The 17,039-nt window shown below is 39.8% G+C and carries 11 protein-coding genes, 3 tRNA genes and 3 pseudogenes; 4 read left to right on the top strand and 13 right to left on the bottom strand.

Features of this window, described 5'->3' with window-relative positions:
• Positions 1-2: 2 nt before the first annotated feature.
• Both ACESPU_RS15150 and ACESPU_RS15145 read left to right on the top strand, forming a co-directional pair.
• Positions 3-77: transfer RNA gene (locus tag ACESPU_RS15150), tRNA-Val, on the top strand.
• 32 nt (positions 78-109) lie between these two features.
• Positions 110-184 (top strand) — tRNA-Val (locus ACESPU_RS15145).
• Positions 185-253: 69 nt separating this feature from the next.
• Here ACESPU_RS15145 and ACESPU_RS15140 read toward each other — a convergent pair.
• From ACESPU_RS15140 to ACESPU_RS15085, 12 genes and pseudogenes are all read right to left on the bottom strand, one after another.
• Positions 254-694 (bottom strand): DoxX family protein, encoded by a 441-nt coding sequence (locus ACESPU_RS15140; protein WP_005867918.1) that lies wholly within the window; start codon positions 692-694, stop codon positions 254-256.
• A gap of 1,115 nt (positions 695-1,809) precedes the next feature.
• Complete coding sequence (locus ACESPU_RS15135; protein ID WP_122144009.1) at positions 1,810-2,223, bottom strand: lipocalin family protein; 414 nt, start codon at positions 2,221-2,223, stop codon at positions 1,810-1,812.
• 758 nt (positions 2,224-2,981) lie between these two features.
• Positions 2,982-3,425, bottom strand: coding sequence for a hypothetical protein (locus ACESPU_RS15130; protein WP_122144012.1), 444 nt, complete (start codon positions 3,423-3,425; stop codon positions 2,982-2,984).
• 1,168 nt (positions 3,426-4,593) lie between these two features.
• Positions 4,594-5,268: pseudogene (locus tag ACESPU_RS15125) on the bottom strand (recombinase family protein).
• Between the two features lie 89 nt (positions 5,269-5,357).
• Positions 5,358-5,633 carry a hypothetical protein gene (locus ACESPU_RS15120; RefSeq protein ID WP_081024193.1) on the bottom strand — a complete coding sequence of 92 codons (276 nt, stop codon included), beginning with the start codon at positions 5,631-5,633 and terminating at the stop codon, positions 5,358-5,360.
• A 91-nt stretch (positions 5,634-5,724) separates the two neighbouring features.
• The gene (locus ACESPU_RS15115) at positions 5,725-6,000 is read right to left on the bottom strand and encodes a Txe/YoeB family addiction module toxin (protein WP_057329359.1); all 276 of its coding nucleotides are present in this window, start codon (positions 5,998-6,000) and stop codon (positions 5,725-5,727) included.
• Positions 5,988-6,278, bottom strand: a complete 291-nt coding sequence (locus ACESPU_RS15110; RefSeq protein WP_048928142.1) for a type II toxin-antitoxin system Phd/YefM family antitoxin — start codon at positions 6,276-6,278, stop codon at positions 5,988-5,990. The genes ACESPU_RS15115 and ACESPU_RS15110 overlap by 13 nt, the downstream gene beginning before the upstream one ends.
• A 116-nt stretch (positions 6,279-6,394) precedes the next feature.
• Positions 6,395-7,411 (bottom strand): annotated as a pseudogene (locus ACESPU_RS15105) (DUF3871 family protein).
• Positions 7,412-7,718: 307 nt separating this feature from the next.
• Complete coding sequence (locus ACESPU_RS15100) at positions 7,719-9,683, bottom strand: hypothetical protein (RefSeq protein WP_057326584.1); 1,965 nt, start codon at positions 9,681-9,683, stop codon at positions 7,719-7,721.
• A 576-nt stretch (positions 9,684-10,259) separates the two neighbouring features.
• Positions 10,260-10,670: pseudogene (locus ACESPU_RS15095) on the bottom strand (tyrosine-type recombinase/integrase); the annotation flags it as partial.
• Between the two features lie 128 nt (positions 10,671-10,798).
• The gene (locus ACESPU_RS15090; RefSeq protein WP_057326583.1) at positions 10,799-12,064 is read right to left on the bottom strand and encodes a site-specific integrase; all 1,266 of its coding nucleotides are present in this window, start codon (positions 12,062-12,064) and stop codon (positions 10,799-10,801) included.
• 139 nt (positions 12,065-12,203) lie between these two features.
• Positions 12,204-12,277 (bottom strand) — tRNA-Arg (locus ACESPU_RS15085).
• A gap of 196 nt (positions 12,278-12,473) precedes the next feature.
• Here ACESPU_RS15085 and asnA point away from each other — a divergent pair.
• Complete coding sequence (gene asnA / locus ACESPU_RS15080; protein ID WP_022193225.1) at positions 12,474-13,511, top strand: aspartate--ammonia ligase; 1,038 nt, start codon at positions 12,474-12,476, stop codon at positions 13,509-13,511.
• Positions 13,512-13,532: 21 nt separating this feature from the next.
• Complete coding sequence (locus ACESPU_RS15075; RefSeq protein WP_005867913.1) at positions 13,533-14,204, top strand: uracil-DNA glycosylase; 672 nt, start codon at positions 13,533-13,535, stop codon at positions 14,202-14,204.
• A 70-nt stretch (positions 14,205-14,274) separates the two neighbouring features.
• Here ACESPU_RS15075 and ACESPU_RS15070 read toward each other — a convergent pair whose 3' ends face one another.
• A complete protein-coding gene (locus ACESPU_RS15070; protein WP_005867909.1) occupies positions 14,275-17,019 on the bottom strand; it encodes a putative LPS assembly protein LptD in 2,745 nt (914 codons plus the stop codon).
• Between the last annotated feature and the right edge of the window lie 20 nt (positions 17,020-17,039).

The raw sequence follows: 17,039 nt of genomic DNA, 5'->3' as shown, positions 1-17,039 counted from the left end.
TCGGGCGTTTAGCTCAGCTGGTTCAGAGCATCTGCCTTACAAGCAGAGGGTCGGCGGTTCGAATCCGTCAACGCCCACTTTTAATTTATTATTATACCGAAAGAACTTCGGGCGTTTAGCTCAGCTGGTTCAGAGCATCTGCCTTACAAGCAGAGGGTCGGCGGTTCGAATCCGTCAACGCCCACAGAAAATAGAGTCTGTTAATCTAATGATTAACAGACTTTTTTATTTATCCTCAACCGCACATTCACGCTTACTTCTGCTTTCGAGACAGAGGAACAGCTATCAGACGATCTAACGAGAATTTTCCGGGTCCCGTTATATACATCAGGATAAAAACCACCAAATAAATGAATGCTAACTCTTTCAAAGAAAATGGGTCATTCCCATGGATGACGAAAAAAGCCATTCCCATGGTAAAAATCATGGGGATCATCGCAAGCCGATAAAGGGCCCCGAATATAAAACCGATGGAACAAGCAAGCTCCCCAAATATCGCAAGGCCCAAAGATATTGAATGCCCTACACCTAACGGATCAGGAAATGAGGCCGACATACTATCGAAATTTGTCCACTTTTGCATCCCATGAGATAATAGTAATCCACCGAAAAGCAAACGAAGCGCCAACAATAGTAATGAAATAGCCGTTCCATCCGGCTTCATTGGAAAAAGAAATTTGTAAATTACTGACATACTCTTCTGTTTTTAATCTTATCATTCTGTCTTTTTGATTATAAAACAAAATCAAGTTAGGGTTAGTTCAGTAAATATCCGTTTATAATCGGGGCTAAACTAAAAAAGCCCCCTTGATTTTTCAATCAAAGAGACTTCCTTTCCTTCGTGACCCGGGTGGGACTCAAACCCACGACCTTCAGAACCGGAATCTGACGCTCCATTCACTAAGCTACCTTGTTATCAACACTTTAATTATCTCTATATAAGTTCAGAGGTCAACTATAGGTCAACATTGAACTATGATGCAAATTTACTAAATATTCCACTCATAACGAAATCAACCAATGTAAATTAGACTGTACAAGTAGAGATTAATATGTAGGATACTCTAATTCACACACTATGAAATGAGCTTATTATAAGTCCATAACGCAGCCACAGCGATACCTAATAGTAGATGGTAAACAAGAATTGGCAAGAGTAAACTTCCCCATCCCAAACCACATATCAATCCTACCACAACTATAATGATATATAGGAGTAGCATTGTAGCTGCTGCTAACATAATACCTTGGCTTCCAGCTACGACATAATGAAACGGAGCATTAGGGGTTAGAGAATCTGTCTTGAGTGAATTGTTAGGTAATTCAGATCGTGTCATATGTAAATAGCATTAATTCGTAAGAAGTATCTTCAAGTCTGGTTGTGAAATCTTGCATAGTGTATTAATCTTTGGTCTGTATTACTGTAATAGTGAAGAGAGAGTATAAGAAACTGCATAAGAGTTCTCTCAAACACAATTCTTTAAAGAGGTATGAAATCCATTCATCCCATATATGAACTAATATTTAGTAATTCTGCACCTCATGCCATTTAGCCATTAACAGCCCACTTCACACCGGTTGGTTCAATTCTATGTCTTCAATCTAATCCTCTGTCAGACAGTCTGATTTAGCTTAATATCGTATGATATTTAGTTTGGTGGACTACTTTGAATTGACTAAATTTGTAGTAATTAATCAGTTAGTCAATTAGTATATCTGATTAGCTCTCAACCTAAGATGTTTGTGTGAGATTAATTAAGAAAGGCTGCAAAGAGTAATCAATGCAGCCTTCTTTGTAATGTCTAAACTTTATTTCTTTTTACAAGTCAGTTTGTTGTAGAAGTCTGTACCAGACATTTCAAGTACTAATGTATTAGCATTTAATGATTTTATAGTCCAAACCTCTTCATCATAATATGATGTTGTAGGATTGAGAGTCAAAATATTATTGTCTATGTACCATGTGAACGGATTAAACTCTTGGTCATCCGCATGAGTTCCAGTACCATCTTTATAAAACTTAAGAAAGTGGTCTGAATCTTCATCTTTCCATTCATCTTTTTCACCCTCATGAAGTTCCCATCCTTCATCAGAAGTGATAGTCCAAACTCCAACTATATTATCCGTTGAACCAATTTTCTCATCATCATCCTTGCTACAAGATGATAGACCCACACACACAACAGCCATCATAAGGGCTGCTAAAATTCTAAATGTTCTCATTCTTTTAAATTTTAATTATATGTATCTATAATTTACTTAATTTCAACTGTCGTTAATTCACCAGTCTAAAAAGTAATAGTTAGTTCTCTTGGATATTCATCGGAATCTACCGTGATAGAAAGTATAGGAATTCCATAATATCGTCTAAATGTAGATGTTGTATTTAGTAAAGATTCAATGTACTCGTGACGCCCATAGCATTTAACTGCAAATGGAACTCTATCACTTTTAAGAAATAGATTGAGCTGATATAAACCACTTGACATTGTTGTAGGTACTATCTTTATCAAGATATTATTATTGGCCTGTTGCTCCGTCTGGGTATATTGAATGCCCATGTCTTCACAGTCTGCATTGAACCAATTCCAGAATAAATCTAAATTATTCATTGTATATTATTAATTAATTTATATTGTTTTAGGGATATCTCCGTTCTTGTAAATATTGATAATCGCTTTAATTATTATATCAATAATTTGTTCTCTCGTACATCCTAAAGGATAACGATATATTCTACAGAATTGATAGTGTACGTCAACTCTCCATGCAAATGTTGAATGTTCCAGTATATAAAGATAATCTTCATGGTTCTTAAAGAAGATTATCTGAATTCTATTTCCCCTATGCCTATCGTACCAAATTTCAAAACTTGTACACTCTTGATAGTAATCCTTCTGTTCTTTATCTATGCAGGATGCTATCCATATAAGATATGTGGATAAACATTGTTGATATGTATAAGGTGTTTTGAACATTTATTATTTATCAATCGTATGTATTATGTATTTTAAGTATTTATTTGTAGCTTTATTTTTTCTAATAGAGTATATGTTTCTTAATTGCTCTTCATTAAAGGCGTTGCAAGCTTCTAAGATATGAAAATTAACATCTATATATGCTAATAAGTCGTTAACAAATAAACGATTATGTATTCTAATGTGATTATCTATCGCATGATATAATGCATCATCAAAGCTAGTAGCATCCAATGCCCAATCTTGGGAGTTAATTCTTGCAACTTGGAAATCAATGTCATTATAAAATTCACTTATTGTAGTAGCTGCCTCTTGGTTGATGTTGGGTAAATTAGGTCTTAAACGTGAGGTCTCTACATATCTTTCTCCTTGATATGTCAAAATCTTCATCTTAATAGCTAGCTTCGCGTTCTCTTTTACGATTGTAATGTAGTAGTATTCAAACATAATATTTCTTTTTAGATATTAAAATCATGCTCACCTATTCCCTCTGGTAAGCTATTAAATGTAAGAACGTGAGGAACTACAACATTTAATTGTTGCCACGTCTGTTTAACTTTGACTAATTGTTAATTCTTGAATGAATATAGTTCTTCCTTCACCACTTGCATGAAAGAAAATAGGTTATTATCCCTGCCTTGAATAGGTATGATAATAGTAAATGCCGCATCTGGCATCTTAGCCCCTTTACTTGATAAGGTCTGTAACCTTCTTTCTACTTCAAGACACAGTTCCGCCTTGTCTGGCTTAGGACACCTTTGCAATTTCACCATCAGCTTCATAATGGCTCTACAATCACGGAGTAAGGAAATCCTGTCTACTAGTGTGAACAACCCCATAAGGTTAAATTTAAAGTTACTTACCTGTTCCCTTCAGTAAGCTATTAAACACAAAGAAGGCGTGGAAACTATTGAATATTACCATTGTGAGGCACTCTTATTTCTAAGAGTTCTGGACTGCCCTGATTGGATAATAAACAATAGCCCACGCCAAACGATATATAGACTACCTTATGAGATAGGTATATAACATTGACGTGAGCGCTCTTGCTCATTAACTCCAATCATAGAAATGTCCAGTTTCACAATGGGTTAATTTCAGTACGCTCTGTTAACTTATAATGTCCTCCGTTCAGTGACCTAACGCTTTAGGAGTGAAGGATTACAATGCAAAGTTACTAAATCGTTTGAATTGGCAAGAACTATTGTTCATTAAAAATCAGAGATAAGCCTAAAGTCATATATCTGGGACAGGTATGAAATCTTACTCTCCCCATATAAGAGTCAAATTCTCAACTTCCATACCCGCCTTGAATTTTCATCATCATGTCAACATATTGTTGGTGATTTACAATGGGCTATCTTCGACATAAGTTTTAAGACTTTAGATGTATATGGATTCTTGGAATTGGTGTAATTGACTATATAGTATAGGGCTGAAATGCCAAACTGTGAAGAATTGATTTTAGATGCTTCTCAACTTAATATTTTAGATGTACCATATATATAAGGTGTAGATGCTTACTTCTCCGTTTGAAATTTAGGGTAGGACAAACTTAGATTGGGGTATATAAAGCTAACCTTGCTCTGGATTTGTCCTACCTTTCAAAGTGATTTCACGATATTAACCCTACTCTGACAAGTAACCTCTTAACTTGGGTTATCTGGAATTGGCAGCCCTTAGATGTTACGAAGCCTTGCTCATTCAACAAGTCAGTCATTTCAGAGAGTGACTTACCCTGCATTGACAGTGACCGTAGCAATGCGATTGCCCTCATATTATTGGGATTGTTTTCAGCTTTAGCCTTATTGGTACGGGAGCTATTGTAGATAGCTTGCTCAAACTTGTTCATCAAGTTATCAGACTTTCCTAACTTGATTCCTCTTGCTTTCTTAGCCTGTAATGATTACTTGGTTCTCTGACTAATTAACCCCGCTTCGTATTCTGCGATGGATGATATAATATGTAGAATTAGCCTATTAGCTTGTGGAAAGTCACAGAAGACAATCTCAACATCTGATTCCAGAAGTTTAGATGTAAATGCTACGTTCCTTGACAACCTATCCAGTTTAGCGACAATCAGAACAGAGTTAGTCTTCCTGCACATTGCCAAAGCTGCGAGAAGTTGAGGTCTGTTAGACTTCTTGCCGCTCTCCGTTTCAATGTATTCAGCAAGTATGGGTTTATTCTTTACATGGTTATGTATGATTTCTCTTTGGGCTTCCACACCTAAACCTGATAGCTGTTGCTTCATGGTGGATTGCCTTAAATATGCTATGTATGTCTTCATAATTTACATTTATTAATAGTGGGTTACAAACGCTGAATGTTCGTTCAGCTTATGTAAGTTGGACACCCAAATGAGGATGCCCAACTGAATTAGAACGGTCTATCTCCATATTGGTATGATAAGATGGAATGATAAACCCTGTCATAGAATGAAAATCCAGCACAGGCATGGAAGTAACTTTCATGTATCGCTGCATATTCACCATTTAGTCTGCTGGTTCTATCCAATAAACTGTCAAACTTATGCAGCCAGTATTTCAATGCTTGCAACCGCTTGATGTATTGGAGATTGTTCTCACAGGTGGATAGCTTTTCCTGTAATGATATAATGTGATTAATCGCATTATCAATGTCTTTGGTATTCATAAGATGTAATCTTTAAATAGTTAGTAGATATAAAGAAAGGACACCTAACTTAATAGATGCCCTTTCAATTAGTAAATTGTATGTAGTGGTACTACTTCTTGGAGTAATGGTGTCTCATTGAGAAGATGGAGACCTCTATCATATCGTCATGTACAGAGTAAATGAGACGGTGCTCTGAATTAATCCGTCTTGACCATTTACCTGCCAACTCATATTTAAGAGGTTCAGGTTTTCCAATCCCAGCATAAGGGTGTTCAGCTATATCATTCAATAAAGCTTTAATTTTATCTATGATAGCTGTATTGCCACTTCGTAAGAAGTATTGATAATCCTTACGTGCTTGGTCTGACAATATTATTCTGTACATGCTACCCGATTTAAGAAATCATCAATGCTTTCTCCTTCATTCTGGGCGATGGCATTACCATTCTTAATATCTTCCTCTCCTTTACGAATAGCGCCCATTGTGTCAGGTGACGACATGATATATTCTGTCTCCTTTAATGAATTGTATTCATCAAGGGAAATCATCACTACTCCGCTTCCCTTACCACGGTTGACGATTACAGTTTCACAATCATCAATTACAGAGTCAATATAACCTTTAAGATTTGCTCTTAAATCAGTATAATTAGCTGTTCTCATAAGTCCTCCTTTTATTTACTGCAAATATATGTACTTATTTACGTACTTGCAAGTTTAATTAGTTAATTATTAGACAAAAGGAAGGACACCTAAGTAAATAGATGCCCCTTCCTCTCTCAATCAATAAACCATCTATAAGCATCATCACCTTGCAGTGCTGATGTTATGCCTTGTGCAATATCAGTAGCGTTTAACGCTCTGTCCAAATAAGTATCAATATAGCTTGATTTGTTACTTCCTGTAAGTAAGTTGTAGAACCGCCACATCGATAATTCCCTGCCATATCCGTAGAAATTTTCATCATTCACATAAGCCCTTGCCACTTGGTTAATCTGACTATCCGTCATTAACATGGGTGGAAGTTTACGCTGGTTGATAGAAGGTAGACTTTGATATAATCGCATTTTACCCAATATCTGTGCGAATTGGTGCTGTGTAAGTGAATGATTACCAAATTCACGCATGAGTTGAAGGTGGCGACTTGGGTTGTACTGCTGGAACAACTCTAACGCTTCTTTGAATAGCTGGGTCGTATCACTAACCCTAATATCGTTCTTCAATCCGTCTGTGAACAGACAGAGGTTACAGCAAACAAGGTTCTTGAATCCAATTCCAATGCTGAACCTTTCCACTGTCTTACGTGAATATAGGTTCTCTCTGTTGAAGGCCCGCACACCTGTAACAGTAAGATTGAGCTTATTCCCTTCAACGATCTACTGAATGGATGGAACTTCATAAGCGAATGCGCAACGCTCGTAGTAGATCGTACGATCACTATCCTGTAATTGGCTTGCTCGCTTATGAATGGCAGATGGTACTCTACCTTTAATAATATGGGACACACGAATGTCTGGTTGTTCAATCCGTTCACCGCTAAAGAAATTCTGGACTGCTTCACCTACTGTCTCAATGAATGCAGCGTGTGAAACAGTAAGCTCGTTATCCTTGCTGAAGACTGGAACAATGCAATCGTTCTTTAGGTGATTGATGGTTGCTTCCTGCGTGTTACTCTCAATGAAGTGTAGGACATTCTTGTGCTTGGGCACTAGCAAAGTAGCTTCCTCCGCTGCTGATTGTAAACTCTGAAACCTTCTCTCTCTTGCCTCAAACGGCATGATCTGTAATGTACTCATAATGTAATTGAATTAAGTGATTATTGATTGATTGGCAAGTATGTGAATGAAGTCCTAAATGAAACGGATCGCTCAGTTTACAATTTAGGACTTCATTACTACTTGCTAAATGACTATAAGTGTTATATCATTAGGATATTTTACATATAGGGCTATTTAGTGTTACCTTTTACAGATTCGCTCAGTTGGAGATTGGGGAGTTGGTTGGTGAGTATAATTTTATTTGTGATTGATGGTGTACCCCCATGCCTGTCTGAATTTTGATTTTCCTTCTGGCAAGCATGGGGGGAGTAAATGAGGGGTGGGATCAACCGGGGAGAACATTAGGTATTATATGTTCCTCACAGTCCTTCCGTTTAAACAACTCCTCTTTAAACCGAACAAACTTGACCTTGGCCTCACCCTCCCGGTTACTACGCCTCGGATCGAAATATTCCTTGATGAGAGCTTCGGACAACTTGCACATTGCATCTTTCTTGCCGTCTCCATATCGGGAGTAGGTTATTCCGTAACAGTCCAACAGGTATCCAATCCTGTCAAGCACATTCTTTACGGGAATATATAAATCGTTACCTGTTTCTGACTCGAACTCTCTGATCATATCATGAAGAAACTCCGGGCTGAATCTTCGTTGTAGGGCTTCTTCCTCCTCGGTCTGTTTCAATAGTTTCTTGATCGCAGTCTTACCGTACTGTTGTTGTTCGATAACCTCCTTCCCTAACTTGAAGAAGGCGTTGATAAGCCATTCTTCCTCCACGCATTGTGCCCGGACGAACCGTATCGCCTCGGCATTGTCTTTTGTCGCTTCTAATGTGGATACAATAAGCTGGTATTTATCCTTCGCTTTAGCGGCTTTAATTCTGTAAATGTCATCTTCACCGACCGCTTCATCTTCGGGTTGGAAGTCCACATTGAAATATCCTGTATCTTCGTATGCCTGTCTAAGTGCATTGGGTGAGAGATAATATCCTTTCACCTGCTCGTCAAGTAATAGTTGCTCTATGGAGAACCTGTCAAATCTGTTCCGCTCGGAATTTAAGACCTCATTCAGCCGTAGCCGTTTTAATTCCTTATCATAATATGTGGGATCATCAGCTTTTATCCCTTCCTGCTGAATGGCTCGGTAACATTTGATTCTCGCCTCGATGTCTTTATATATTTCTTCTTCGGGTTTAACTTCAAGCTCGTTAGGAATTGAAGCTATAACCGTAAGAGAGTTATATCTCTTCCCGTTGGGGAACACATGCCTAAATCTGCCTTGACACTGGATGGCTTCGGTGAACGGATTGATTAGGGTGTGCTTCACATGATCGTAGTTCGACAGTATCAGCACATCGCAAAGTTCTTTCAGATTGATGTCTATTGACGGGAAGAACCTCGATGTAAACAGATTCACCCTTCTTAGAGGAAGTTCCAGCTTATCCGTACTATGTTCCAAGAAGCGGCTCTTTAGCTTGTCGGCACTGTCCTTTGAGCAGAAGACCTTGTAGTCGTCCTCTTTTATTATTCCGTCATGCAGCAATGATTCCACGATGCTACAGATTCCCTCTGTTGTCTTATAGAAGATGCACACATGGGGAGAACCGTTATCCAACAGCCTTTTTACTTCCTGCTTCACCCGACTGTAAAAGCTACGGGTTGTTATCAAAGTCATATCCTCCCGATAGTCATAGTCGGGCTTAATTTCTACCCACTTGAATTGGTGACGCAAGAACAGTGTTAAGGTGTACTTGCTCGGCTTTAACGGAGTGGCAGACACGACAGCCTTTCCCTCGAATTTGAAGAACTCCTTCATTGGGGCGGATATGCTTCTACGATAGCCTGTATCTTCTGTCAAGTGCTCGGATTCATCGAACAGGCAGAAGAACTCCTTATAAATATTCAAGCCCAAGTCCTTTGCCACCTTCAAGACTTTGCTCTGAAACCCTTCGGGGGTGGTTATGATCTTTTTGTACTTGATGTTGGGGTTCTTGAGGTAAGCGATCAGTTTCTTGACGGTCACTTCTTTGAACACCCCTTGAGCTTCATTAAAGGTCAGTACCTTGTTCTCCACCGAAGATTTGAACGGCTCAATCACGATAGAGTTTCTTGGACTTAACTTCGCGTTCAATTCCATGTAAGTAGCTCCCGTACCTGTCATTACCTTATTAATAATGGCATTGCTCGGCAGCATGGGGTAGCCTTGTCTTTTTAAGGCTTCTGACAGGTATTCGCCTTTGGAAATGTTCAGTTCGACAACCTCCAACCCTTTAAATCCATTCTGTTCACTCATGGCAAGACGGGATTAATGGGTAAGAAACTTGAGTAAAATCGCTTATATATGGTCGGTACGGATTTCGTACCTCTCCCGGAATTGGGGATGCAGACGCATATATTGTTATTAACTCTGCGAGCCGGATTACTCTTACCTTGCTGGTAAGTCCCGATAGGTAGCTCATGCCAATTGTCCGGGAAAACAGAAACTTCTTGTTCATTTAATCGAAGTTTGAATGTTTAACAATTGGATTGAAGACAAAAAAAGCTCCTGCGACTAAGTTATAGTTACAAATAGACACATTACATCCATGTATAAAGATGCAAGAGTAATATGTCTAACGTAAGTGCGGGAAGTATATCCCGGTAACTTAGTTGCAGAAGCCGCTACCTATGGTAGAATTATTGCTGTTAGGCTTCTTGTAGAAGGCCATCTTTCTTGGTATCGTTTTTGATACTGCACTGTCACGTAGGCCATGTGATGAACAGGAGATTATTCCTTGTTCTTAATCCTTTTCCCTTACCTCGTTTGTAAGATTGGGGCAAATGTATGAAGAATTTCGAGATAAGCAAGCTAATCCATGATAATTTAGAGCTAATTCCTCATCGCCTCGTCCATCTGTTCATTGTCGAAGCTATCCAGATAGATTTGAGTTACGCTTTCTGAACTATGCCCCATCAACTCACGAATGATTGAGGTAGGCACACCAGCCCTTTTCATTACGGTTGCTTAACTGTGGCGTGCGACATAGGTCGTAAGGTCAATTGGAATATCCAATGCCTTGCCAATCTCTTTCAAGCGTTCGTTCACCTTGGAGATTACCTTATGTACCCTGTTCGCTCTTTGCAATTCAGTCTTGTGAAAATTAGATAGAATAGGGAACAGGTAAGTATTGTCTTTGATACTGTATTTCTCGATCAGATCCACGGCCTGCGGTTGCAAGGGAGCTTTGATTAACTTACCGGTCTTATGTCTGGTGTAAATCAATCTGCCATCAACAATATTCTTCTTGCAACGAAAGCAATGTATTCTAATTTATCTTCTGTTAATTCCATTAATATAAACGTTAGGACAACAAAGATAGACAAGTTATCCCCACCTACATTACTGCAAGTGGGGATTTACCTTATCCATCAACCCAAAACATATTCTATCACTTTCAAATTAGCTTTATTTTCATTTACGAAGTCACGCTCGATGTAGATATCTGTAACCTTCATGCTTTCATCAAGATGATTCAACGCTGCATGCACAGTATATTTATCTATGCCTACCTTATTCAGGGCTATAGTAGCCCAAGAGTGACGGGCCGCATAAAATTCCAAATCTTCAACACCTAATTCCTTCCCCAATTCCTTCAACCCACAATTGATGGCTTTATTAAAAGTTGATTCATCCGCATAGTTTAAATAAAAATTGAATAGTCGTTTGCCAGTACAATCACTATATTTATTTACTATAGATCTAATAATTATAGGAATATCAACCATCATCTTAGCATCATCATCTCTACGTGCCTTTGTCTTCGTTCTATTGTAAACTATTGTATCTTCAATCCTTGTAGCAGCATTAAATAAGTCCACGGAATTCATTCCTATTAAACAAAATGAAAGCATAAAACAATCTTTCGCTAAATTATAACGGCAAATCGCCTCATTACCTTTAACCGTGTACCTATAGGGCAATTCCCATATCTTCTTTAATAAAACAGGGGTAATAGCTCTCTTACGTGTAACTTCTTGCTTTGGTACTTTAAAATTTTCAAAAGGAGAATTAGGTATGAGGATGATATTCCTGTCATAATCATTATAAAACCTCTTAGCCTCATTAAACAAATGCCTAACACTACTTATATAAAGAGAAGCTGATCTGTTAGAAGGTATTCGTTTACCAGAACAACGTAATACCTCGATTCTAGCCTCCCTCTCTTTATTTAAAAATTTAATGAATCCATTTAAGAAGGTTACAGTAATATCATTCACATTCAGATGTTCTTTATTGACATAACGAATTAGGGTATTCACAGCACTTTTGTAGTTCTTTACTCCTTTAACTTCTGTATTTGCAATCCACTCTCTAGCAAACTGAATAAAATCTACACTCCTATTCCTCTCACGTTCCTCGTCTAAACAATTAATAATTTCATCTAAAGTGTAACACTTCGATTCTATTTGAAAGTGAGCACACTTGTCCTGATAATAACGAACCAGATCATCAATCTCCCTTTTGATGGGAGTACCATCTTTAAAGGATAAGGACTTAGTAAGATCTTTAGCTGTTACGAACAGACTTGAAGACAGCCTTCTAACCTTTCTCTCATAAGTAAAACGAATCTTCACATTGTAACTTCCGTCATTTCTCTGTTTGTCCCTTTGGACTTCTGCCTTGATTGTCAACATTTTAATTCTACAATTTAGGGGTCAACAATAGGTCAACAACTAAGCTATATTAGTAGAATCTGCACAGAATTGGAGCCTTATCAAAGAGTCATAAAAAGAAAAAATCCTCAGTAATCAATTGATTACCAAGGATTTTTTGTGACCCGGGTGGGACTCAAACCCACGACCTTCAGAACCGGAATCTGACGCTCTATTCAACTAAGCTACCGAGCCAAAGACTGCGCAAAAGTACATATAATATCTTAGTTTAGCAAATACAGGAAAGAAATATTTTATTTTTGATATTTTGCATATAAGTATTCTGCTTATTCTGCCATTTTGCAAATAAAAGCGATCACATTCTTGTTATTTTGCCATTAATCATTATCTTTGCCGCACATATTTCACAAACACAAAGTACAACAAGTATATGAGCTATCTTATTAAACCCGCAGGGTATAAAGCCTTACTTAACTTATCCCAGACTGAAATGGGAATCAAGAAGATCAAGGACTTTTTCCAGCAAAACCTCTCATCCGAGCTACGCCTAAGGCGCGTAACCGCACCTTTATTCGTACTTAAGGGCATGGGTATCAATGATGATCTTAACGGGACCGAGCGAGCCGTCACTTTTCCTATCAAGGATTTAAACGACTCTAAAGCAGAGATCGTACACTCACTCGCCAAATGGAAACGACTGACACTCGCCGATTATCACATTGAAGAAGGTTACGGTATTTACACCGACATGAACGCCATCCGCTCAGACGAGGAGCTAGGTAATTTACACTCTTTATACGTGGACCAATGGGACTGGGAACGTGTAATGAGCGAAAGCGAACGTAATATCGATTTCCTCAAGGAAATCGTCCGTCGCATATATGCCGCTATGGTCCGTACCGAATATTTAGTTTACGAGATGTTTCCTCAAATCCGCCCGACGCTCCCCCAACAGATTCATTTCATCCATTCCGAGGATTTGTTACAAAAATATCCTACCTTTACACCGAAAGAGCGGGAAGACGCTATCACCAAGGAATACGGGGCCGTATTCATTATCGGTATCGGATGCTCGCTAAGCAATGGGGAGAAGCATGACGGACGTGCTCCGGACTACGATGATTGGTCTACGATCGCCGAGAACGGACAAACCGGATTGAACGGGGATTTATTGGTTTGGGATGATGTACTAAACCGTTCTATGGAACTATCCTCTATGGGTATCCGCGTCAATAAGGAAGCCTTGCTACGCCAGTTGGATATTTGCAAAGCCGGGGAGAAAAAGGAACTATATTTCCACAAACGCCTCTTGAGCGGTGAACTTCCGCAAAGTATCGGCGGTGGTATCGGACAAAGCCGGTTGTGTATGTTCTATCTTCGTAAGGCCCATATCGGAGAGATACAGGCAAGTATCTGGCCGGAGGAGATGCGCAAGGAAGCACGTGCGGCTGGAATGATGCTTATTTAGTTAACAGCCAACTATTATATTATGGATGTAAAGATTGAAGAAAGCTGGAAAAAACGGTTAGCCGACGAGTTTGAAAAAGATTATTTCAAGCAATTGACCGATTTCGTTAAACAAGAATACCGCCAAGGTACTGTTTATCCTCCCGGTCCTTATATGTTCAACGCTTTTGAGCACTGCCCGTTCGATAAAGTGAAGGTCGTTATCCTCGGCCAAGATCCTTATCACGAGCCGGGACAGGCGCACGGACTTTGTTTCTCCGTGCAGGATGGGGTACCTTTCCCCCCTTCCCTCATCAATATATTCAAAGAAATACAAGATGATCTAGGGCATCCGGTTCCAACAACTGGCAATTTGATTCGTTGGGCAGATCAAGGCGTATTATTGCTAAATGCCACTCTCACAGTACGAGCGCATCAAGCCGGTTCCCATCAAAATAGAGGTTGGGAGACCTTTACTGATGCTGTTATTCATCGTCTGGCGGCTGAAAGAAGCCATATCGTTTACATATTATGGGGTTCCTACGCACAAAGGAAAGGTGCTTTCATCGATTCATCCCGTAATCTGGTTCTTAAATCAGCTCATCCGTCCCCACTTTCCGCTTACCGGGGATTCTTCGGAAACAAGCATTTCAGCAAAGCCAATGATTATTTAATCGCAACTGGGCAAACCCCCATCAAATGGGGCGAGAATTAAAAATTGAGAATTGAGAATTATTGGATTGTGTAACTTTAATTTTCAATTCTCAATTCTCAATTTTCAATTATTAATACCACTGCTGTCCATCCCTATAATTACTTCTCTTATCATACTTCAAATCTTTCAATAAAGCAGAGCTTACAGCGATACTGAATGTATAGGATTTATAAGGACCGACCGGAACGAAACTAGCCGTCATTTGCCAACAGTGCAAGTTACGAGTTACGTTACAAGTCATATAAGAAATCTTCTTAGCGTCAAAATCATAAGTAGCGTTAAAGTTAAAACGCCAGTTCTTTGTCGGCTGGATATTTCCGTTAAAGCTCAAAGAGTGAGTCAAGGCGTAATCATACTCCAGTTTAGAACGATTAAAATCACCATACCGCAAGCTCAAACCATAACTAAACGAGAGGCTCCAAGGAATCTTGGAAATTAAATAGCCATCGGCATCTGTCTCACCGGTCTCTTTCTTTTTGCCCAACAGACGGCCACCACTTTCCTTATTCTCGCCCTCTCCTTCTCCATCCGGGTTCAATCCATCCGGATCTGCATTCGGATCCGTGGAAGCCGATTGATTCCCGGATTTATCCGATGAGCTATCACCTCCTCCAAACAACTTCTTGAACGTATCATTATTAAATGTATAAGAAAAACTGGTGCTAGTCCCTCTCAAACGGCCAATACCCTTGCCTGCTTTCCAACGGGGAATATCGACACGATGCCCATTCTCATCGTACGTATAGGTATCGAACTGACCATTCAAGTTCAACGTATAACTCTTGGATAATTTCAAACGTAAACCGACACTCAAGTCACTCCACTTAAATGAATCCGCCGCCATATTATAACTCATGCCTAACGACAGCTTATCGATCAGACTAATTTTCTTGAATCCAGTAGAGTCCTTATCCGAACGCACCTTCATCTCGATATTGTTATTTACGTCAAAACTGATATTTCCTTGTTTTCCCGTTCCCGGAACGCCATACATATTATGAGCGAACGGAGAATACGTATATTCACGATCCTCACCATTCGCGTCTTGATATACATAAGTCTCATAAAAACCAAAACGAGAAGAAGCGAAGTCCGGCTGGGCGCTTACCGTAATAGACGGCTCGAAGCGGTGACGGATCATCTCAACCTTATTACCCAAGAATGGCAACGGTTTATAAAAACCATACAAGGTAGTAGACGCAGAGATAGAAGCGTTAAAATCGTAAATACGATAAAAACCATACGTAGTGTCGCGGGCTACCAAAGCCTGTTTCTGCGTATCATATTCCTGTTCGATCTTGCTGGTGTACCAACGTTCCTTATAATTGAAAGAGGGAGAAATATTCAAGTACTTGAGCACGGAGAATGTAGCGCTTACCGGAATCGAGTGCTGCATAGCATTCTGCCAATCTTTGATCAAATTCGATTTGAATAATAAGTTTTCTTTTGTCGTTATACTATTACTAAACGTACCGGAATAACTCATGGAGATCTTCTCGTACCAACGCTCCTTCCCGACCGGATGTTTCCGCTTGAAAGGGAAGATACGACTCATCGTAACCGTCATGCTAGGCAAGGTCACGGCGATAGAAGAATCACGGGTCGTCTGGTTTATACTCATCGTACCGGAGATCGTGAACGGGTTATTCGGGAAACGTTTCGTTACGTTGATGGATGAACTCTTCGTATTCTGGTTCACATCGGCATATCCATTCGCATTCGGGTATAAACTGTTCTGATTATTACGGTCATACGAAGAGGTCGAGAAGTTTACGCTCGCCGAGAAAGACAGATAAGGATTCGCCTTAGGGTCTTGCGTATGCGTCCAGTTAACCTTGAAGTCCTTGGATAAATTATAGTCTGGCAAGCCCTTATCTCCCAATTTCGTCACCAAATAAGAAGCATTAAAACTGCCCGAGAATTTATAACGTTTGCGGTAAGCCGACTTGGCCGACAATCCCCAAGATCCCTTGGTATAAATCTCTCCCAACAAAGCCAAGTCCATATAATCGCTCAAGGCGAAATAATATCCACCGTCACGCAAGAAGAAACCTCTGGTAGACTCGTCTCCGAAAGTCGGCATAATAATACCGGATGAATATGTACTCGAGAACGGGAAGAAACAGAAAGGTAACCCGATCGGATACAACGGCACGTCCTCCAAGACCAGATAGACCGGACCCGTTACGATATTCTTTTTCGGGCGCACCTTCGCTTTCGTCATCTGGATGTAAAAGTGAGGATGCTCATGCTCGTCGCAGGTCGTATACTTACCACCCACCATGTTCAAGATATCCCCTTCCATCTTTTTCGTTCGCCCGGCGGTAACATACCCTTCGCCCTGCTGGGTAATCACGTCCGTGATATATCCTTTCTTGGTACCAAAATTATACCGCATCGTCTTCGACTCATACTGCTGATCGCCCTCCTTAAACAACGGATAGCCAAACTCCTGCCCGATAGAGTCGAGTCCAAACTTAGCGAACACGATGCTACTATCCATATTCATCTCAATCAATTCGGACTGCAGCTCGATATTCTGGTATTTGACATCGCCTTCCCCGTAAAGATATGCCCAGTTGCCAGCCGTCATCACGATAGAATCGGTCGCTTGATAACTGACCGGAGCATCTAGCCCGGTCTGCTTTTCTGGAATCGAATCTCCCGCTAACGTTGTACTATCCGTAGGAGCCACCAAGAGAGAATCAGTCTGCGCCAAGCTATCGGCAGGAGCGACAATCTCCTGCGCCTGCACGCCCAAGCCTCCCAAGAGGAAAACGAATAGAATGATTAGGACTCTATATATCAAAAACATTACTTCGTTCTTTGCAGTGT

This window comes from Parabacteroides sp. 20_3 (assembly GCF_964238835.1).
Taxonomy (GTDB): domain Bacteria; phylum Bacteroidota; class Bacteroidia; order Bacteroidales; family Tannerellaceae; genus Parabacteroides; species Parabacteroides distasonis.
Note: the sequence above shows the minus strand (reverse complement) of the source record. Positions and strands in the feature narration are given on the sequence as shown.